The following is a 20,471-nucleotide window of genomic DNA, read 5'->3' as shown; positions in this document are numbered from 1 at the left end:
TTTCAGCGGTGAATGAAAACAGTTCTGTCGGCCTGGCGGCGAGGACCCAGGGCGGTGATTCCTGCCTCTACGCCGTTCATAAAGCTTCGCGTCGTCTGGATGAGATGCTCGGTGAAGGCGTCCGCCGCCGTCGATGCAATGACACCCCAAGGCCGGTAGACGCTGAGGTTCAGATCGAGACGTGGCCGGAAATCCCTGATCTCGATCGGCAGGTCGCGTGCCAGCCACGCCGAAAGCCTGTCGACGACGCTCACGCCCGCCCCGGACGCGACAAGGGCGATGCACGCACTGGACAGGCTGGCCTCTATCTTCAACAGACGTCCCACTCCGCGTTCTTCGCACAAGGCATCGAGCTGCTGCCGCATCGGATCAGCGGAGCCCATCGAGATGAAGTCGAGACCGTCGAGATCTTCTGCCTGCACCACGTCGAGCTCGGCCAGACGGTGACCCGCCGGCATGACGCAAACCGGTGGGGTCGCTGTCAGCGCTCGCCTGACGATTGAAGAATTCTCGTCCGATGCCGTTACGCCTATTCCGATGTCGAGCTGATTGCGGCTCGCCCGCTGCACCACCGTGGCGGAGCTGCGGATATCCAGGGAAATCGACACGGATGGATGCTGTTTTGAGAAGCTCGTGATGATGGATGGCAGCAGCGTGGACCCGAAGGCCGGGAGCGCGCAGATATTCAACCTGCCACTTCGTAACTCGCGTATCTCCCTCGCGGCGCGCGAGATGCCGCGCGCGGACTCGAAAACGCGCTTCACCTCGGCATAGAGCATGTGCGCTTCAGGAGTGGGGATCAGCCGCTGCCGGCTTTTCCTGAACAGCTGGAAATCCGCCTTCTCGCTGAGTTGCTGGAGCATCTTGCTGACAGCCGGCTGCGTGATGTCAAGTGCGTCGGCCGCCTTGGTGGTTGTTCCATGCAGCATGACCGAAGCGAAGACCTCGATCTCGCGAGGCGTAAACTCTGCCTCCTTCGTGACGGTGTCCTTTTCGCCAAATTTCATGCCCGCTTACCTTGCCAGGCAGCTGATCGCTGTGCCGAAACAGCGAGCTGCGAGCGCCAAGATTAATGGGAAGGGCCGGATGTTCCAAGAGGCGCACGAAGGAAGTTTATTCCTGGAGGTTATGAACTTTCAGCGATTTGGCGGAACTGATTTCAGTTGCTTGTCAACATTTCAGCGAGATCGAGCAAACCGGCGTCCTGACCCGTACCTGCGGCCAGTTGCACCGACACCGGAAGCCCGTCAGGAACCGGCAAAGGAATAGCCAACGCCGGCATGCCAAGCATATTTGCCCAGCGGCGGAAGCGGCCGCCGGCCATTCCCCACGGCACCATTTCCCCATTCACCTCGGTGAGTTCGTCGGAAAGCCGCGGCGCCGATCCAGGCGCCGTAGGGATGGCAAGAGCGTCCAGGCCCGCGATTTTCTCCAGAAACCGGCCTCGCACGCCGTTACGGATTTCGATGGCGCTATCATAGGCGCCGGCATGGATGCGAATGCCGCCCTGCAGGAATAAGTGAACCGCGTCGCCGACCATGTCCGGCTTCTGCTCGATTGCATTGCGGTAGATTCGCGCGAACTCACATTGGAGGATTGTCAGTCCCGCGGCAACGAACGCCTCCCTGTCGTCGAAGGTGATCTCGACCGTGCGCACTTCAGGACGATCGAGCATGGTAGCCAACGCGATATCGACTGACGTGTCGACGTGAGCACCAAGCAGTTCGGGGCAGATGCCGATCGTGATGCCCGTTGTCGTTTTGCTGCCCCCGCTTGCCGACGGGGCGAGCCGTTTTCCGGCAAGCGCCTCGGTCATCAGGCGAACGTCCCTGACCGAGCGTGCAAGAACGCCGATGCAGTCCAGCGAAGGCGCTATGCTCATGACGCCCTGTACGGCGATCAGATCATTCGTCGGCTTGTAACCGAACAAGCCGGTTGCAGCAGCCGGGGATCGGTTTGACCCGCCGCTGTCCGTGCCAACCGCTGCCAGGCAAAAACCGGCCGCGACCGCTGCGGCCGACCCGCTGCTCGTGCCACCTGTCCCACGGTCCGGATCAAGCGGGTTGGCGACCTTGCCGAACCAAGGGTTGTCATGACCGCCGACGCACAGTTCGTGCAGGTTCGTCTTGCCGATGATGATGGCGCCGGCCGCCTGAAGATTGGCAATGCATGTTGCCGATTCCGTCGCGACGTGATCCCGAAACAACCGGGAGCCAGCCGTTGTCGGCCAATCCTTGACATCGATAACGTCTTTGAGCGCGATCGGCACGCCATGCAGCGGGCCGCGCCTGTGACCGGATCTGATTTCGCGCGTGGCCTGAAGCGCGGCGTCCAGGGCATCAGCTTCGGCCACGAATATCATCGCCTTGATGTGTTCATTCAGCTCCTGGATGCGCTCGAGGCAGCCCTCCATGATTTCCACGGGCGACAGGCCGGCAGCGATCTTTTCGCTCATCTCCTCGATGGACCGGCAAGGGCTGCTATTCATGTGACGACCTTAGAGCGAACGGGCCGCGGGCCGACTGCATTGCGGCCGGCCATCCCGGAACCGGCCGACGATGCCACATCAGAAATTTGGTGGACAGTCGCGAGCTTATTCCCGTGGACGCGGGACTATCGCTGAAAACTCATAGTCGCGATCAATGGCGGCGTCGTGAACCGTTCAATTCAGCCCTGTCCTCGCACGCGCGGATCAACGAGCGGCGATCGTTTGCCGGTCGCCGGACTGCGTCACTCGAAGGGGCTATCGCTGTCATAACTATTGGTGATGAACCGCACGGCAGGGGGCATTAGATCGAGATCATTTGAACTGTTAGCGTTTTCAAACACCGCCCTGAAAGAAGGTCGACTGAGCCGAATGGCCAAGTTCGCATCGCCGACATCCGAACCAGTCCACGATGCTCGATGCTGCCGGCTGGCCACGGGCCGACGTCGAAAGATCGGCAGATGCCCGGCTACCAGCATCATCATTGCGGAAGATACAAATCCACATAAACAAAAAGGGGAACAATCATGAAAAAGCTTGCACTCGCCTTGTCACTGATCGTGGCGGTATTTGGCGCCGCCAATTCATCGTCGGCGGCCGACGATGTCATCCGTTTCGGTGTCGCCGCGGAGCCATACCCGCCTTTCTCCGTCAAGGATGCCAGCGGCACCTGGCAGGGCTGGGAAATCGACCTGATGAATGCCGTTTGCAAAGAGATGAAGGCGAAATGTGAGATCGTCGATATCGCCTGGGACGGCATCATTCCCGCGCTGTTGGCCAAGAAGTTCGACGTCATCTGGAGCTCGATGTCGATCACGGACAAGCGCAAGGAGGTGATCGATTTCACCGACAAGTACTACTATTCGCCCAACGTGCTTGTCGGCGCCAAGGCGGATACGCGGCAGTTCGACGTGACCAAGCCGGAGACATTCAAGGGGATTGCGGTCGCGGCACAGAGTGCCAGCCTGCAGGCGACCTACATGCAGGATAAGTTCAACGGCATTGCCGAAGTGAAGATCTATCCAACACTCGATGACGAAATCGCGGACATCCAGGCCGGACGCGTGGATCTCATGGCTGCGGCAGGCATCCAGATCCAGGATTTCTTGAAGAAGCCGGAGGGCCAAGCTTATGAAATCAAGGTGACGCTGCCGCATGAGAAAATGTTTGGATACGGCGACGGCGGCGGCCTGCGCAAGGAAGACACCGCTCTGAGGGACCGCCTCAATGCAGCACTCAAGGCGGTGCGCGCCAGCGGCGAGTACGAGACGATCACCAAGCGCTATTTCGATTTCAACATTTACGGCGATTGATCATCTGGTTCAGGCCCGGGGGACGGCCGGCCCGGGGCGGCCGTCGCCATCTTCATTGAACTGGAACGCGCTGTATGAACTCGACCGTGTCTTGGGCAACCTTGCTCAGCTTCGGGGACAAGGGCTGGGGCGACGAATTGCTTCTTGGCGCTTGCCTGAGCCTTGGAATTTCGATCAGCGCCTATCTCGTGGGCCTGACCCTCGGCCTCATGGGTGCGGTGGCCAAGATCTCGAAGAACCGCGTGGCGGTCTCCGCAGCCGTTGCCTATACGACAATCATCCGGTCCGTACCGGACATTCTCATCATATTCCTCGTCTACTATACCGCGACGGACGCGTTGCGCTGGGCCGTGAGCCTGGCGGGACTGACTTCCGAATTCCAGGTCAATGGGTTTGTCGCCGCGACCCTGTCGCTTGGGATCGTTCAAGGCGGCTACAGCACGGAGGTCCTGCGCGGCGCGATCGTGGCCATCCCGCGAGGTCAGGTCGAGGCAGCCCATGCACTCGGTCTGACACGGCGCCAGACCTTCTTCCTGGTCACCGTGCCGCAAATGGTCCCCCTGGCCTTGCCGGGGCTTGGCAATTTGTGGCTGGTCGTCTTGAAGGAAAGCTCACTGGTCAGCCTGATCGGTTTTACCGAGCTCGTTCTCGCCGGCAAGATGGCTGCCGGCGCGACGCGCGATTACTTCATGTTCTATTGCGCGATCGCGTTCGTGTTCCTCGCCATGTCCGGCATATCGGCGATGCTTTTCCATGCCCTCGAAACAGCCACCGTCCGTGGCGGGAGGCGGGGCTAGCGTGACTGAGTTTGGAGCCTACCTTGCCAATCAGCTTCTGGCCGGCGTCGAGGTCACCATAATCCTGTTCCTCGGCTGTGCGGTGGTCGGCAATTTGCTTGCCATCCCGGTTGCACTGGCCCGGCTATCCAACAGCAAATGGCTGCGATATCCAGCGGTTGCGTTTATCCTCGCGTTCCGGGGGACCCCGCTCCTGGTCCAGCTTTACCTCTGCTACTTCGGTATCGGCCAAATTCTCTCGGGGATCCCCTCGATCCGCTACAGCCCGCTCTGGCCCATTTTGCGAGGCGCGGACTTCTATGCGTTTTTTACCCTTTCCCTGAACACCGCGGCCTACTGTGGCGAGATTTGGAGAGGGGCGATACAGGCCATTCCAGAAGGGCAGCGTGAGGCCGGCCAATCGCTTAGCCTGTCGAAAACACGGATCATGATTTCCGTCCTTCTCCCGCAGGCTTTCAGGTTGGCTTTGCCTGCGATCGGCGGCCAGAATATCCTGCTTTTGAAGGGGACCGCACTGGCGTCGACGATCACGGTGTTCGAACTCATGGGTGCGGCGAACCTCGTTCGCGCGCAGACATTTCGGGTCTACGAGCCTCTGTTCGCCGCCGCGCTCGGATATTTCCTGCTGGCGGCATTGATCACTATCGGCTTTGGTTTCTTCGAGAGACGGCTTGCTCGACGACATTGAGCGGAACGGATCGGCATATCGAGCCGCTGCGTGGAAGGCGACGTGACCTTCAGGCCACGCCGAATGCGCCATGGGATCGCGCCGCTTCGATGACCTCGCCAAATCCCATTTTGCCAGCAGCGGCTATTTCGTCGCGGAACTGATCCCACGCTGTCGGTGCCGTTGGCGCGCTTGACCGCGTCGGACAAAAAACTTCTCGGCCTCTGCATGAACCGCAGGGTATTTCTTTAGCGCCTCCTGGTAAGTGGCACCAAGCGGGCACGAGGTGTTCTCGCGTGCCCAAAATGGTCCAAAGTTCTTCAGGGGTTTTGCGCCTGTAGCCCCATCCGGCCTTGCCGCGCTTCTGAATGTGGTTCACGCCGATCGTCATAGCCCAGTGTACCCCGCAGTGTACCTCTGGGAGGCGGAAACCCTTGCAGTGCTTGGGTTTAAAGACATTTCTGGATTAAGTGGCTCCCCGGGCCGGATTCGAACCAGCGACCAACCGGTTAACAGCCGGTTGCTCTACCACTGAGCTACCGGGGAACAGAGGCTCTCATGCGAGTGGCGCAGCCTATAGCAAACCCTTTTCGGCTTTGCAAAGAACCATTTCGCATTTTTCCGAGACTTTTTCGCTCAGGCGTTTCTCGCAATCGGCGGCGTTCGTCCTCATATTAGCCGTCTTGCGAGGGGCGCGGAACCGAATGCGCGGTCGCGGCTTTCGTCAAGTGACATCCTCAAGCCACCAGACGGACCAGCCATTCGAGATGACTGCAGCAGAAGAAAACCAGGCACCGGCGCGAAAGATATCGGTCTTCGGGCGCAAGTTCACCATGCCGCGTTCGCGCGGCCTCAGGATTGCAATCGGCGTGCTTTTGACGATTGGCGGCATTCTGGGGTTCTTGCCGATTCTCGGTTTCTGGATGGTGCCGCTCGGACTTTTGGTGCTCTCCTACGAATTCGCCATGGTGCGCCGCCATCGGCGCCGGTTCGTCGTCTGGTGGGAACGGCGGCGCCGGCCGGATTGATCGGCCACGCCGGGGACCTTGCCCGGCTTCGTCGCGGCGGCCTTTGGGGCCCGAATCAAATCGCAGCGCTATCCTGCGTTCCAGTGCTCGCCTCCTCCGGGGCGTCCTGCTGGCCTGCTCTCAGATCCTCGCTGATTTCCTTCAGGACGGCGGAAGCCGAGGCAAGGCGCGCGCGGTCGCGCGGCGAAAGCCGGCCGGTGCCTTCTATCTTGAGGCAATCCATGGCGTAGCGCACCAGCTCCTCGCACCCCAGCAGCGGTGAGCTGTCCGCATTGTTGGTCGACTCGTCAGGTTTGGCCAGCCGCATGGCGCAGTCCTCCTCGGCCTCAACGCAGCCCGGTGCGCGGAGTTTCTCTCGATCATCCGCCATGCTTAACGGCTTGCTAACGCAGCTCGAACCGCCCTGTCTCGCATTTGGGGCGGGGTGCGGGGACTGGCGCAGGCGAAACCGTCGCGAATGCATTGTCGCCGCTTGACGGCTTTTTCGCCGCAACCTATTGGAACCGGGTGGAACGCCGGGAGTAACGAGGCCTCGTGGCGGAGTGGTTACGCAGAGGACTGCAAATCCTTGCACCCCGGTTCGATTCCGGGCGAGGCCTCCAATCTCCGGGCTCCCGCGCGTCAGCGCAGGGAGCTCGCCGTTCCCGTCTAAATGAACCGCGATGTGGCGCGGCAAGCGGATTGGTTGGGACATGAGCGCTGATTTCTCCGAGCTTCGCGTCAAGATGGTCGATGGCCAGATCCGCACCACCGACGTGACCAGCACGCCGCTGCTCGACGCCATGCTTTCCGTGCCGCGCGAGCTTTTCGTCGACGAACGCCAGCGCAATCTCGCCTACATCGACGAAGACATCCGCATCGCGGACGGCCCCGGCGGCGCGCGATATCTGATGGAGCCTTCGCCGCTGGCCAAGCTGATGCAACTGGCCGAGATCAGTCAGGCTGATTCGGTCCTCGATGTCGGCTGCGGCACCGGCTATGCCTCGGCCATCCTGTCGCGACTGGCGGGCTCCGTGGTGGCGCTTGAAAGTGATTCGGCGCTGTCCGAAACCGCAAAGTCGGTGCTCTCATCGCTGGGCTGCGGCAATGTGACCGTGGTCCAGGGCCCGCTGCCGCAGGGATATGCGGCCAAGGCGCCCTACGATGTCGTCTTCGTGGGCGGCAGCGTTGGCAAAGTGCCGGCGGCGCTGCTCGACCAGCTCGCCGAAGGCGGCCGCCTCGTCGCGGTCGAAGGGCAGGGCAATTCTGGCGTGGCGCGGCTTTTTTTCAAAGCAGGGGGGGTTGTAACCGGTAGACGGGCATTTAATGCGGCAATTAAGCCACTACCCGGGTTCGAACGTGAGCATGCTTTCGAATTCTGAATGATTTGGCCTTGCAGCAGAGGCTTTGTCATGGTCGCTTGCATTTGAACAATCGTTGCTGATCCCAATGGGGGCACTTTGGGCCGAGCGACAGGGAACATTCTGACACGCCGCTCCGGTTCTCTAAGGAGAAGCCGGTGCGGCGTGGTTCCCATGGAAAACGAATGAGGGTTTAATGGTGCCGTCTCTACGCAAGTCACTTTTCACCGCCGTCCTCGTTTCGGCGACCGCGCTTTCCCCGCTGGCCGCCTCGGCCGAAACCATCTCCGGCGCGCTTGCAAAGGCCTATCAATACAATTCCTCGCTGAATGCCTCCCGAGCCGGCGTACGCGTCACCGATGAGAGCGTGGCCATCGCCAAGTCCGGCTGGCGCCCGACCATCACCGGGACGGCCGACACGAATTATGTGAATACCCGTGCCAGCGGCGCCAACGTCAAGACGGGGTCGGCCAGTGTGGCCATCGTCATAAACCAGAGCCTGTTCGACGGCTTCCAGACGAGAAACAATGTGGCGGCAGCCGAATCGCGGGTCAAGGCATCCGTCGAAAGCCTGCGCAACACCGAGGAGAACACGTTGTTGAGCGCGGCCACGGCCTATATGGACGTGATTCGCGACCGGCAGATCGCGGTGCTGACGGAGCAGAATCTGCAGTTCCTGACCGAGCAGGCGCGCGCCGCGCGCTCACGGTTCGAGGTCGGCGAAGGCACGCGCACCGACGTTGCGCAGGCCGATGCGTCGCGCGCTTCCGCCGTGGCGTCGCTCAGCGCTGCCCGCGCGCAGGCGCTGGCAAGTGCGGCGAGCTATCACCAGATCGTCGGTGACGAGCCGGGCAAGCTCAGGCCTGCCTCGCCATTGGCCAGGCTGCTGCCGCCGAGCCTCGATTCGGCGATAGCCATCGCCTCGGCCGAGCATCCGGCGATCCTCGCCACCCAGCATCTGGTCGATGCGGCCGCGTTTTCGGTGAAGTCGTCCGAGGGCGCATTGCTGCCGCAGCTTTCCGCGTCGGCCGGCATTTCGGAGGATTATCTGCATCGCAATCCCGACCTCCAGGGGAGCAACGGCGGTTCGACCTCGGCCAACATCGGTGCGACACTGACGATCCCGATCTATTCGGGCGGCCGCACCTCGGCGGTCGTGCGACAGAACAAGGAATCGCTTGGCGAGGCCCGCATCCAGGTCGATGTCAGCCGCGACCAGGTGCGCCAGGCCGTCGCCTCGGCGTGGTCGCAATACACCGCCGCGCAGCAGAGCGTCGCCGCCAACAGGCAGGTGATCGACGCCGCTCAACTGGCGCTGAACGGTGTCATCGAGGAACGCAATGTCGGCCAGCGCACCACGCTGGACGTGCTCAACGCGCAGGCCACCGTCATCACCGCCAAGATCAACCAGGCAAATTCCGAGCACGACGTTGTGGTGGCGAGTTATGCCATCCTGTCGGCGATCGGCCGCCTCTCGGCCGAGCGCCTTGCGCTGCAGGCGACGAAGTACAGGCCTGAAGAGCACTACAATGCCGTCAAGGACAAGTGGATCGGCCTGCGCACGCCGGATGGCCGCTAAACTCCACAGATTCGAGTAGTTCTCTCGAAGCGACCCGGCGTTCGATCGAAACGCCGGGTCGCTTCGTTGTTTGCGCAACTGCGCCGGCAACCCGTCACATGCTTTTCGACGAATTGCGCTAATCTGTTGAAATCCCACATGTCCCCAGAATGGGGATTCTCGTACGGCGCTCCGTCGGTTACGCTGTCGCCATGATTCGAATCCGGCGTTTACCGGAGCGGAAGTCTGTAACAGGTCACAAGGGCGGCGGATGTGACGATGGCAACGGCAAGCAGCGCACAGCGCGAACCTTCCATGGAAGAGATACTGGCTTCCATCAGGAGGATCATCGAGGACAGCGACAGCGGCCGCAAGCAGCCGGACGATGCCGATGACTTGCGGCAGGATCTGAAGCCGGCGGGCGCCGCTCCCGACGTCGATGCGTTCCGCGCCGAATTGCATGCCGCTCCCGAGGTCAGGAAGCCGGTCACGCTGGCGGAGGTGCAGGCACAGACATCGGCGGCCGAACCAACGGTCGCGCGCATGGAAGCGCCGGAGCGAACCGATCCCGTGGCACCAAGGGCGTCGATGACGCTTGCCGAGGTGAGCGCCCGGATCGCCGCCGAGCCGCTGCCCGCCGAAAGGACCGCCAGGCCCGCGACGCCCGAGGCCGGCGCGGCAAGCGATGCCATCGTCGCCGATTGGCGCCGCGAGATCGCAGCGGTCGGCGAGCAGGCGAAGGCGATACCAGGCATTCGCAAGCCGGTTGTCCAGCCCGAAGCGCCGGTGGACGAGCCGATGCCGGAGCCGGCGTTCGAGCGGACCCCTTCGATCGCCGCCCCGGCGAGCACCGACGAGGCGCGCAAGGCGGCGGATGAAACGCCTGCGGCCCGTCCGGCAATCCTTTCCGAGCATACGGGCCGGCAGGTCGCCGCGGCCTTTGGCGAACTCTCCGACGCCTTTGCCAGCCGCAGCAAGAAGACATTCGACGAGATGGCCGAGGAGATGCTGCGGCCGATGCTGCAGGACTGGCTGGACAACAACCTGCCAACGCTGGTCGAGCGCCTGGTGCGCGAGGAGATCGAGCGCGTGGCGCGCGGCGCGTAATGATTTTCCCGGGTCGCCTTAGGTGGCTAGTTGGACACCGCTGCGCCTTCACCCTGGCGCAGGCACGGTAATCTCAGGATCGGCATGTCGAGGGAGGCGGTGGCCGCAATAATAGCTCCGATGATGGCGATTGCCACGACCACGCCGCTCCACGCTTCATATAGGCCCGACCCAAGCATAGAGCCCGCCAACCTCATTGTTCGAACATATCTCGGCAGTCATTTCGGGTCTTCTCCGGGTTGGACTAGGCCCATGCGGGCCAAATAGGTTTCGAGCTTCGCGGTTCGGTCTGCATCAAGAATCGCCATCACACCGATATATCCGTCCGGCCGGATCAGCACACACTCGCCCGGTGCCAGTGCATAAGCATCGCGAAGGTGTCCCCAGGCATCGATGACATCGCCTTGCGGGCCGATGTGGTGGACATGCAGCCCCTTGAGTGGCCCAACCGTCTCTCTCCCGGCTTGATGAACAAGCAGTGTCCAATGCGGCCCTTGCAGCAATTGGAACAGTCGCCATGGTTGCCCCGCCGCGCCCCTGATTTGGGCATCCGGCGCGCGGTCCCCCGCATGCGGGCCGCTGCCGCGTTCGGCCATTTCCCTGGAGAGCGGCGATTCCGGATAGGCGATATCGAGCTGGCGCACCTCGCGGCCGCGGTGCATTCCACCCTGTTTCTGGGCGTCGAGCAGCCGGGTCGAAAGGCCGAGAACCGATTCTGCGACCGGACGTCGTTCCTGCTCATAGGTGTCGAGCAGGCAATCATCCGCGCCGTCGAGGACGGCGGCAAGTTTCCAGCCCAGATTATAGGCATCCTGCACGCTGGTGTTCAGGCCCTGGCCGCCGGTTGGCGGATGGACATGAGCCGCATCGCCAACGAGGAATACCCGATCGACCCGGTAGCGATCGGCAAGCCGGGCGTTCATCAGGTAGGCCGACGCCCAGGCGACCGAATCCACCCGCACGTCGCCGCGGCCGGTCCGCTCATTAATCAAGCGCCCCAGCTGTTCTGCTGAGAGGTCCACTTCGCCGTCCAGCGGAATGGGTGCCTGAATCTGGAAGAGATCGGTTCCGGCGAGCGGGCAAATCGCGACCATTCGCTCCACGTCACCGTCGTTGAACTGGTGCCACGCATCGCGGTCCAGCCCGGTCAACAGCACATCCGCCACGACCGCACGCACGCCCAGCGTCTTGCCGGGGAAATTCAAGCCGAGCGCGCTGCGTACGAAGCTGCGCCCGCCGTCCGCCCCGACTAGATAGCGTGCGCGAACGGTTTGCTCGCCATTCGGCCCCGCAAGACGTGCCATGACACCGTTCTCACCTTGCTCGAACCCACCAACTCACATCCGTACTCGACCCTATGGCCTAGTTCTGCCAGCCGCTCTCGCATGATCCGCTCGGTGAGGAATTGCGGAATCATTAGCGCGATGGCGTAAGGCTCTGCCGGCGTCGGATCGGGGCGCTCGCCGGTGTCCTTTTCGATATAGCTGCCGTCATCGCCATACACGCGCATCGGCGGATAGACGCCGCCTGCGGCAACGACCCTGTCGAGAATGCCAAGATCTTCGAAAATCTCCTGTGTCCTCGGCTGGATGCCCTTGCCGCGCGAGCCACGGAAGGGTTCGCTCATCTTCTCAATGAGCTGGAAGGATATACCGCGCCGTGCAAGCTCGATCCCAAGCGTCAGGCCAGCCGCTCCCGCGCCGCAGATGAGCACATCTGCCGCAAAACCGTTTGTCATGTCGATCTCCTTGTGTGTAAAATGCACATAATGGAGAGTCGGAGTGGCGTCAATGAAAAACGTGAAAAATACACATATTGGGAGTCATCAGATTCGTGAACTCCACGGAGCGCTGATCGAGATTGCCAGCCTTATGAACCGGCCTCAGCGCGATGAGCAGATGGTAAAGGAGGCCGGAATTGCGCTCGACCGCGCATTGTTTCCTCTGCTGGTCGGGATAGAGCGGCTTGGGCCGATCGGGATAGTGGACCTCGCCGACCGGGCTGGCCGCGATTACACCACTGTCAGCCGTCAGGTGGCGAAGCTCGAAAGCCTTGGCCTGGCCGTGCGCCGGCAGAGCGAGACAGACCGCCGCGTGAATGAGGCTGTCGTCACGCCAAAGGGCAAGGCGATGACCGACAAGATCGACGCAGCACGAGAGAGAAACGCTCGCGCCGTTTTCGAAAGCTGGGACGCACACGACATCGACGAACTCGTGCGGCTCATGCGCAAGTTCGCCGAAGCTTTGAAAGAAAAACCAGAGGACTCCAGCGCGTCCTGAGACGTCGCACTATTCCTCGTTTCGTACGACCCGAGCTGGCATTTGGGATTGGGCGGCGTAGGCGTGCAATGCCTCTCCGGCTGGAGCCGGTGACAGTGCCGACGCCACCAGGGATTGTCGCATACGGGACAGACACTATCTGAACGGTGATCCTCTTTCTGTTGTGCCGGTTGCCGAGGCGGCCCCTACGGTTGACTCGGTCAAAGCCTTCCGATTTACACCGGACCAGCAAAAATCCGACAGCGCGGACCATTTTCCCATGCTTGAAAAGACCTACGACGCCAAAACCGTCGAACCGAAGATTGCCAAGGTGTGGGAAGAGGCCGACGCGTTTCGCGCCGGCGCCGGCGCCGAGGAGGGGGCCGAGGCCTTCACCATCGTCATCCCGCCGCCCAACGTCACCGGCTCGCTGCATATGGGCCACGCGCTCAACAACACGTTGCAGGATATTCTTGTTCGCTTCGAGCGCATGCGCGGCAAGAACGTGCTGTGGCAGCCGGGCATGGACCATGCCGGCATCGCCACGCAGATGGTGGTCGAGCGGCAGTTGATGGAAAAGCAGATCCATCGCCGCGACCTCACCCGTGAACAGTTCATCGAGAAAGTGTGGGAGTGGAAAGCCGAATCCGGGGGCGCGATCCTCAACCAGCTGAAGCGGCTCGGCGCCTCGGCCGACTGGTCGCGCGAACGCTTCACCATGGACGAAGGCCTGTCCAAGGCCGTGCTCGAAGTGTTCGTCACGCTCTACAAGGAAGGCCTGATCTACAAGGACAAGCGCCTTGTGAACTGGGATCCCAAGCTGCTCACCGCGATCTCCGATCTCGAGGTCGAGCAGCAGGAGGTCAACGGCAATCTCTGGCACTTCCGCTATCCCGTCGAAGGCGTGGCCTTCGATCCGGAAAACCCGAAGACCTTCATCATCGTGGCGACGACGCGCCCCGAGACGATGCTGGGCGATACGGCCGTCGCCGTGCATCCGGACGACGAGCGCTTCCGGCACCTGGTCGGCAAGAATGTCGTCCTGCCGATCGTCGGCCGCAAGATTCCCGTGGTGGCGGATGAGTATTCCGACCCCGAGAAGGGCTCTGGCGCGGTTAAGATAACGCCGGCGCATGACTTCAACGACTTCGAGGTCGGCAAGCGCCACAAGCTGCCGGCGATCAATATCCTCACCGTCGAGGCGGCGGTAAACCTCAGGGACAACGAGGATTTCCTCGCCGGGCTCGAGGTGACGCCGGAGCGCCAAGCCGTCTGGGATGAACTCAACGGCCTTGACCGCTTTGTCGCGCGCAAGAGGATCGTCGAATTGATGGAAGAAGGCGGCTTCCTCGACAAGGTCGAGCCGCATCGCCACGCCGTGCCGCATGGCGATCGCGGCGGCGTGCCGATCGAGCCGTTCCTGACCGAGCAGTGGTATGCAAACGCCGCCGAACTGGCCAAGCCGGCGATCGCCTCGGTGCGCGAGGGGCGTACCAAGATCATACCCGCGAATTGGGAAAAGACGTACTTCCAGTGGATGGAGAACATTGAACCCTGGTGCATCTCGCGCCAGCTTTGGTGGGGCCACCAGATTCCGGCATGGTATGGGCCGGACGGGCGCGTCTTCGTCGAGAAGACGGAGGAAGAGGCGCTGAGTGCCGCGATCGAATATTATCTGGCGCTCGAAGGACCCTGGAAGGCCTGGGTCGAGGACAAGCTCGAGAATTTCCAGCCGGGCGAAATCCTGACCCGTGACGAGGACGTGCTCGATACCTGGTTTTCCTCGGCGCTGTGGCCGTTCTCGACGCTGGGCTGGCCGGATGAGACGCCGGAGCTGAAAACCTACTACCAGACCGACGTGCTGGTGACCGGCTTCGACCTGATCTTCTTCTGGGTCGCGCGCATGATGATGATGGGCCTGCACTTCATGGACGAGGAGCCGTTCCACACCGTCTACATGCACGCGCTGGTGCGCGACAAGAACGGGCAGAAGATGTCGAAGTCGAAAGGCAATGTCGTCGACCCGCTCGACCTCATCGACGAATATGGCGCCGACGCGCTGCGCTTCACGCTGACGGTGATGGCGGCGCAGGGGCGTGACGTGAAGCTCGACCCGGCGCGCATTGCCGGCTACCGCAATTTCGGCACCAAGCTTTGGAACGCGACGCGCTTCGCCGAGATGAACGAAGTCGCGCGCAACGACGATTTCTGGCTGAACGACGCCAAGCTGGCGGTCAACCGCTGGATCCTGACCGAGCTGACGCGCGCCGCGCGAGAGGTCACGGACGGCATCACCTCATATCGCTTCAACGAGGCGGCGGGGGCGGCCTACCGCTTCGTCTGGAACCTGTTCTGCGACTGGTATCTGGAGCTGCTGAAGCCGGTGTTCATGGGCACGGACGAGGCGGCCAAGGCCGAAAGCCGCGCCTGCGTCGCCTTCGTGCTCGACGAAATCTACAAGCTCCTGCATCCGATGATGCCGTTCATGACCGAGGAACTTTGGGCGCAGACCGCGGGCGAGGGCAAGGAGCGCGCTTCGCTGCTTTGCCATGCCGCGTGGCCGTCGCCGGATTTCGAGGACGCTGAAGCGGCCGCCGACATCAACTGGCTGGTTGATCTCGTCTCCGGCATTCGTTCCGTGCGTTCGGAAATGAACGTGCCGCCGGCAGCCATCGCGCCGCTGATGGTGATCGGAGCCAACACGCTTACCCGCGAACGGCTGGAGCGCCACGCCGCCGCGATCAAGCGGCTGGCGCGCGTCGGCGACATCTCGCAGGTTGACGCCGCACCCAAGGGCTCGGCGCAGATCGTGCTCAACGAGGCAACGGTCTGCCTGCCGCTCGGCAGCCTGATCGATCTCGCCGCCGAGGCCGCGCGCTTGCAGAAAGAACTGGCCAAGGTGACCGAGGAGATCGCACGCCTGCACAAGAAGCTGTCGAACGAAAGATTCGTCGCCAGCGCGCCGGCCGAGATCGTGGAAGCCGAGCGTGAAAAGCTGGCCGAATACCGCGAGGCGCAGGGCAAGCTTTCGGTGGCGCTGGCCAGGGTTCGCGAAGCGGGTTGAGGGCAGATTCGGGAGACTTTAGGGCCCTCTAAAATGGGGTGGCTTTTTGCCTCGAAACCGGCATTCCGTAGCGTTAATGTTGACGTAAACGGAAGTTTTCGCCCCATTGTTGCCATAATGTAACAATGGGGCATTCGACTGCTCAAAACTGATTATTTTTGGCCTTTTTTGGCCGATTTTCTCCCGTTTTTCTGAGTGAGACACGCCCGGCGAACCGTTTTTCTGCCTCGCTGCGCTGGTCTGCATTTTGTCCGGAATGCGTCCGGTGGACATGTACATGTACGCCCCAAGAATTCGTTGTTGCACCGTTAACCCGAATTGGTTCTAGCTGGATGCACTGACTATTCGGGGAGGACATCCATGAACAATCTGCGTTTGAAAGCACTGCTGGGGGCAGGGTGCTTTTCGCTGGCTTTGCTGGGGACGGCAATGAGCTCGGCACATGCCGGCGGCCTGGAACGTGGCGGCTACGATATCGACCTGCTGTTTGATCCGGCGCCGTTCGCGACGGACGCGGAAGCGACCTATGTGATGCCGGACCGTAAGTACGAGAATGCGCGTGGTCCCGGCGGAGCCAATCTCGGCCTTGGTACCTCGGCCGACGGAGCCGAGGGCTATTGGGTACCGCGCATAGGAATGAAGGCCCAGGTTGTGCAGGGCGTCGACTGCATGGTCGATTATTCGCAGCCTTGGGGCGCGCATACCGCACCAGGTATGTGGAACGGAGCGCTTTCTAACGTCGAGACTGATATCAAGAGCAACAATTACGCCGGCACCTGTTCCTACAAGTTTGATGCTGGCAAGGGCCAGCTCCGCTTTATCGGCGGGTTGTTCTATCAGGACATTTCAGGCTTCAAGGAAAGCTTGGTCGGTTTTACTCCCCTCGGACAACCGCTGCTTGGTCGTGTCGATCTGGAGGCTAACGGTTGGGGCTGGCGCGCCGGCGTTGCCTACGAAATCCCTGATATCGCGCTCCGCGCCAGCTTGGTCTACAATTCGAAAGTCAAGCTAGACAACATTTCGGGCACACTCACCTTACCAGCTATTCTTGGAGGTTCTCGGCCGATCTATGGCGCAGAGGAGTCGATGCCGGATTCGCTGGAACTGAAACTGCAGTCCGGTATTGCGCCTGACTGGCTGGCCTTCGGCTCAATCAAGTGGGTCAACTGGAGCGTGCTGCAGAGCGTTCCGATCTGTCCAACAATTGCGCCTGGGGCGGCTTGCTTCACGAACGGCCCGGGTCAGGTGACGTCGCTCGACCTGATGTATCGTGACGGCTGGACCGTTTCAGGTGGTATCGGCCACAAGTTCAATGATCAATGGAGTGCCGCCGGTCAATTGACCTGGGATCGTGGCACCTCGCATGGCTATGGTGCGCAGACCGATACGTGGACCCTGGGCGGCGGCGTCGCCTATACGCCGCAGCCCAACATCGAAGTGCGGCTCGCTGGAGCGGTCGGCGTTTTGACCAGCGGCCACTCGGGGACATTGGCTGGTGAGAACGGCTATGTTGCAGGCGAGGATGCCAGCTATGATTTCGGGAATGATCTGATCACGGCGATCTCTGGTGGTGTGAAGATCAAGTTCTAAGTCTCTGTAAAATCAAATGAAAGGCCGGGCAATGCCCGGCCTTTTTCGTTCCGGGGCTGTGGCCGAGCCTGTCGGCCCCAGGGCTGCGTTGCAGATAAACCGCACCAGCTCCGCCTCGTGTCGTTGTGATGTTTTGGCAACACTTTCTGAACAACCCCTGCGCTAGAAGTCAGGCCGACGAAATTGCCCATTTCCCGCCATAAACCCGGCGCACCTCGATCTTGTCTCGGGACACGCGCCAAAAGGCTCGGCGATGGGAGCAGGCCGCACCGCCCTCTTGCGAGGAAGATGTGGGGCAAGGAAGAGTATGGACGCCAAAGTCATCTCCAAGGCTAAGCTCCCCAGCCGCTATGTGACCGTCGGTCCGGCGCGTGCGCCGCATCGCTCCTATCTCTATGCCATGGGCCTGTCGGCGGCCGAGATCGCACAGCCGCTGGTCGGCGTCGCCTCCTGCTGGAACGAAGCGGCGCCCTGCAACATTTCGCTGATGCGCCAGGCGCAAGTGGTCAAGAAGGGCGTCGCGGCCGCCAACGGCACGCCGCGCGAATTCTGCACCATCACCGTCACCGACGGCATCGCCATGGGCCACCAGGGCATGAAGTCGTCGCTGGTGTCGCGCGAGGTCATCGCCGATTCGGTCGAGCTCACCATGCGCGGCCATTGCTACGACGCGCTGGTCGGGCTCGCCGGCTGCGACAAGTCGCTGCCCGGCATGATGATGGCCATGGTGCGGCTCAACGTGCCGTCGATCTTCATCTATGGCGGCTCGATCCTGCCCGGCAGCTACCGCGGCCGCCAGATCACCGTGCAGGATGTGTTCGAAGCGGTCGGCCAGCACTCGGTCGGCACGATCGGCGATGCCGAACTGCTTGAAATCGAGCAGGCCGCCTGTCCCTCGGCCGGCTCCTGCGGCGCCCAGTTCACCGCCAACACGATGGCGACCGTGGCCGAGGCGATCGGTCTGGCACTGCCCTATTCCTGCGGCGCGCCGGCGCCTTATGAAATGCGCGATCGTTTCAACTTCGCCTCCGGCGAAAAGATCATGGAACTGATCGCCAGGAACATCCGGCCGCGCGACATCGTCACGCTGAAAGCACTGGAGAACGCGGCGACGGTGGTTTCGGCCACCGGCGGCTCGACCAATGCGGCGCTGCATTTGCCGGCCATAGCGCATGAGGCCGGCATCAAGTTCGACCTGTTCGATGTCGCCCGGATTTTCGAGAAGACGCCATACATCGCCGACCTCAAGCCCGGCGGCAAATATGTCGCCAAGGACATGTTCGAGGCCGGCGGCATTCCGCTGTTGATGAAGACGCTGCTCGACCACGGCTACCTGCATGGCGATTGCCTGACGGTCACTGGCCGCACTTTGGCCGAAAATATGGAGCATATTGCCTGGAATGAACACCAGGATGTGGTCCGCCCGGCCGACAGACCTATTACCCAAACCGGCGGTGTCGTGGGCTTGAAGGGAAACCTTGCCCCCGAAGGCGCGATCGTGAAGGTCGCGGGCATGACGGAGTTGAAGTTCTCCGGCCCAGCGCGCTGCTTCGATTCGGAAGAGGAATGTTTCGAAGCGGTGACGCATCGCAACTACCGGGAAGGCGAAGTTCTCGTCATCCGCTACGAAGGGCCGCGCGGCGGACCGGGCATGCGCGAGATGCTGTCGACGACGGCGGCACTCTACGGCCAGGGCATGGGTGGCAAGGTGGCGCTGATCACAGACGGCCGTTTCTCGGGCGCGACGCGCGGCTTCTGCATCGGCCATGTCGGGCCGGAGGCAGCCGTTGGCGGTCCGATCGGCCTCATCCGGGACGGCGATGTGATCTCTATAGATGCCGTGAACGGCACGATCGATGTGGCGTTGTCCGATAGGGAACTGGCTGCGAGGGCAAAGAGTTGGAAGGCGCGCACGACCGACTATCAGTCCGGCGCGATATGGAAATACGCACAGACGGTAGGTTCCGCCCGCGACGGCGCAGTCACCCATCCGGGCGGTGCGAAAGAAACACACTGCTATGCGGACATCTGAGTTGTTGAGGTCGTCTGTCCTTCCGGCACTGGTCGCGTTAGCGATCTTTGGCGCCGTCGGCCAGGCCATGGCCTTCGACGACAAGGTGTTCGACGACAAGACCGGCGTGAAGCCGCAGTCGAGCCCCTGGGCGGTGTTCCAGTTCGGTTTCTCCGCCTACAAGAACGGCCACAAGGAACAGGCCGCGGAGGCCTATAAATACGCCGCCGAGAACGGCCAGATCGGCGCTACCTGGAAGCTTGCCCGCATGTATGCCGAGGGTGACGGCGTGGCGCGCGACGATTACGAGGCGTTCAAGTTCTTCTCGGAGATCGTCGATCAGGACGTCGAGCCCGGCTCACCGGAAGAAAGCTACGTTTCCGACGCGCTGGTGGCGCTGGGCGACTATTTGCGCAAGGGCATTCCCGGCAGCCCGGTGACCGAGAACGAAGTGGCGGCCCAGGAATATTACATGCGCGCCGCCGCCAACTACCGCAACCCGAATGCCCAGTTCGAGATGGGGCAGATGTTCCTGAAGGGCGAGGGCGGCGTGAAGGCCAGCGTCAAGCAGGCCGGGCGCTGGTTCCAGCTCGCCGCCGAAAAAGGCCATGCCGGCGCGCAGGCGACGCTTGGCCATCTGTTGTTCCAGAGCGGCAAGATCGTGCGCGGCCTGGCGATGATGACGGCAGCACTCGAACGTGCGGCGCCCGCCGACCAGCCCTGGATCCGCGGCATGCAGGAGGAGGCCTTTGCCGCCGCCGGCGAAGCCGACCGCCGCACAGCGATCTCGCTCGCTGACGACATCCTGACCAAGGGCAACAGCGCCGATCAGTAAGGATGATCTCCCCACGAGGAGATCGCTAATCAGACATTAATTCTCGGTCGGCTCCGCCGGCACCATGCTGGGAGCCGGCGCCGAGATCGGCGTCATCCGCCGGTGCGGCGCCAGCCTGTCTTGCGGGCAGCTGTCCCCGACTTTCGTCCATGAGGTGTTGTTGAGCACCATCTCGCAGCGGGCGAGGTGGTTCTTGTCGGCGATCGTCAGACAGGCGACCTGGCCGACCGGGTAGGATTTTCCATTGGCAAGACATTCCTCGGCGGCGAAAGCCGCCGCAGGGACGGCGACAGCGAATGCCAGGCCGATCGGACAAAGGACAAGTCGTATGGTCATGGGAACCCCAGCCGCCATGATGATCTCCCATCATGCGCCTGATTGTGGCGATACGAGGTCCAGCGCGGGCCCGGGGTCTCCC

16 protein-coding genes, 2 tRNA genes and 1 pseudogene are annotated in these 20,471 nt (G+C 62.0%); 13 read left to right on the top strand and 6 right to left on the bottom strand.

Annotated elements, in window-relative coordinates:
* Nucleotides 1–2 precede the first annotated feature (2 nt).
* On the bottom strand, nucleotides 3–1,007 hold the full coding sequence (locus tag FJ979_RS00805; protein WP_140495740.1) for a LysR substrate-binding domain-containing protein: 1,005 nt from the start codon (nucleotides 1,005–1,007) through the stop codon (nucleotides 3–5).
* A gap of 152 nt (nucleotides 1,008–1,159) precedes the next feature.
* Nucleotides 1,160–2,455, bottom strand: coding sequence for an amidase (locus FJ979_RS00800; protein WP_181181768.1), 1,296 nt, complete (start codon nucleotides 2,453–2,455; stop codon nucleotides 1,160–1,162).
* Between the two features lie 557 nt (nucleotides 2,456–3,012).
* Between FJ979_RS00800 and FJ979_RS00795 the strand changes: the two genes are divergently transcribed.
* The 3 genes from FJ979_RS00795 to FJ979_RS00785 all read left to right on the top strand — a co-directional run bounded on the left by FJ979_RS00795 (nucleotide 3,013) and on the right by FJ979_RS00785 (nucleotide 5,283).
* A complete protein-coding gene (locus FJ979_RS00795) occupies nucleotides 3,013–3,798 on the top strand; it encodes a transporter substrate-binding domain-containing protein (RefSeq protein WP_140495742.1) in 786 nt (261 codons plus the stop codon).
* Between the two features lie 74 nt (nucleotides 3,799–3,872).
* Complete coding sequence (locus FJ979_RS00790) at nucleotides 3,873–4,595, top strand: ABC transporter permease subunit (RefSeq protein WP_140495743.1); 723 nt, start codon at nucleotides 3,873–3,875, stop codon at nucleotides 4,593–4,595.
* Between the two features lies 1 nt (nucleotide 4,596).
* Nucleotides 4,597–5,283 (top strand): ABC transporter permease subunit, encoded by a 687-nt coding sequence (locus FJ979_RS00785; RefSeq protein WP_140579775.1) that lies wholly within the window; start codon nucleotides 4,597–4,599, stop codon nucleotides 5,281–5,283.
* 450 nt (nucleotides 5,284–5,733) lie between these two features.
* On the opposite strand, the gene FJ979_RS00780 is transcribed toward FJ979_RS00785, so the two are convergent.
* Nucleotides 5,734–5,808 (bottom strand) — tRNA-Asn (locus FJ979_RS00780).
* Nucleotides 5,809–6,029: 221 nt separating this feature from the next.
* Between FJ979_RS00780 and FJ979_RS00775 the strand changes: the two genes are divergently transcribed.
* The gene (locus FJ979_RS00775) at nucleotides 6,030–6,290 is read left to right on the top strand and encodes a hypothetical protein (RefSeq protein WP_140495745.1); all 261 of its coding nucleotides are present in this window, start codon (nucleotides 6,030–6,032) and stop codon (nucleotides 6,288–6,290) included.
* A 55-nt stretch (nucleotides 6,291–6,345) separates the two neighbouring features.
* Here FJ979_RS00775 and FJ979_RS00770 read toward each other — a convergent pair whose 3' ends face one another.
* Nucleotides 6,346–6,597 (bottom strand): hypothetical protein, encoded by a 252-nt coding sequence (locus FJ979_RS00770; protein ID WP_140579773.1) that lies wholly within the window; start codon nucleotides 6,595–6,597, stop codon nucleotides 6,346–6,348.
* A 221-nt stretch (nucleotides 6,598–6,818) separates the two neighbouring features.
* Between FJ979_RS00770 and FJ979_RS00765 the strand changes: the two genes are divergently transcribed.
* From FJ979_RS00765 to FJ979_RS00750, 4 genes are all read left to right on the top strand, one after another.
* A tRNA-Cys gene (locus FJ979_RS00765) sits at nucleotides 6,819–6,892 on the top strand.
* 90 nt (nucleotides 6,893–6,982) lie between these two features.
* A complete protein-coding gene (locus FJ979_RS00760) occupies nucleotides 6,983–7,651 on the top strand; it encodes a protein-L-isoaspartate O-methyltransferase (protein WP_140579771.1) in 669 nt (222 codons plus the stop codon).
* A gap of 178 nt (nucleotides 7,652–7,829) precedes the next feature.
* A complete protein-coding gene (locus tag FJ979_RS00755; RefSeq protein ID WP_140495878.1) occupies nucleotides 7,830–9,209 on the top strand; it encodes a TolC family outer membrane protein in 1,380 nt (459 codons plus the stop codon).
* Between the two features lie 258 nt (nucleotides 9,210–9,467).
* A complete protein-coding gene (locus tag FJ979_RS00750) occupies nucleotides 9,468–10,295 on the top strand; it encodes a PopZ family protein (protein ID WP_140579769.1) in 828 nt (275 codons plus the stop codon).
* A gap of 218 nt (nucleotides 10,296–10,513) precedes the next feature.
* Here the strand turns inward: FJ979_RS00750 and FJ979_RS00745 are convergent.
* Nucleotides 10,514–12,033, bottom strand: a pseudogene (locus FJ979_RS00745) (FAD-dependent oxidoreductase).
* A gap of 43 nt (nucleotides 12,034–12,076) precedes the next feature.
* Here FJ979_RS00745 and FJ979_RS00740 point away from each other — a divergent pair.
* The 5 genes from FJ979_RS00740 (at nucleotide 12,077) to FJ979_RS00720 (ending at nucleotide 20,053) form a co-directional block, all read left to right on the top strand.
* Complete coding sequence (locus tag FJ979_RS00740; RefSeq protein WP_140495751.1) at nucleotides 12,077–12,574, top strand: MarR family winged helix-turn-helix transcriptional regulator; 498 nt, start codon at nucleotides 12,077–12,079, stop codon at nucleotides 12,572–12,574.
* A 259-nt stretch (nucleotides 12,575–12,833) separates the two neighbouring features.
* Nucleotides 12,834–15,617: a valine--tRNA ligase gene (locus FJ979_RS00735; RefSeq protein ID WP_140495752.1), complete on the top strand. Its 2,784-nt coding sequence runs from the start codon at nucleotides 12,834–12,836 to the stop codon at nucleotides 15,615–15,617.
* Nucleotides 15,618–15,977: 360 nt separating this feature from the next.
* Nucleotides 15,978–17,207 carry an OmpP1/FadL family transporter gene (locus FJ979_RS00730; protein WP_140495753.1) on the top strand — a complete coding sequence of 410 codons (1,230 nt, stop codon included), beginning with the start codon at nucleotides 15,978–15,980 and terminating at the stop codon, nucleotides 17,205–17,207.
* A 307-nt stretch (nucleotides 17,208–17,514) separates the two neighbouring features.
* A complete protein-coding gene (gene ilvD / locus FJ979_RS00725) occupies nucleotides 17,515–19,239 on the top strand; it encodes a dihydroxy-acid dehydratase (protein WP_140495754.1) in 1,725 nt (574 codons plus the stop codon).
* Nucleotides 19,226–20,053: a tetratricopeptide repeat protein gene (locus FJ979_RS00720; RefSeq protein WP_140517142.1), complete on the top strand. Its 828-nt coding sequence runs from the start codon at nucleotides 19,226–19,228 to the stop codon at nucleotides 20,051–20,053. The genes ilvD and FJ979_RS00720 overlap by 14 nt, the downstream gene beginning before the upstream one ends.
* Nucleotides 20,054–20,089: 36 nt before the next feature.
* On the opposite strand, the gene FJ979_RS00715 is transcribed toward FJ979_RS00720, so the two are convergent.
* The gene (locus FJ979_RS00715) at nucleotides 20,090–20,407 is read right to left on the bottom strand and encodes a hypothetical protein (protein WP_140579767.1); all 318 of its coding nucleotides are present in this window, start codon (nucleotides 20,405–20,407) and stop codon (nucleotides 20,090–20,092) included.
* Nucleotides 20,408–20,471: the final 64 nt, after the last annotated feature.

The sequence above is a fragment of the Mesorhizobium sp. B1-1-6 genome (genome assembly GCF_006443035.1).
Classification (GTDB): domain Bacteria; phylum Pseudomonadota; class Alphaproteobacteria; order Rhizobiales; family Rhizobiaceae; genus Mesorhizobium.
This window is presented reverse-complemented; position numbering and strand designations above follow the sequence as displayed.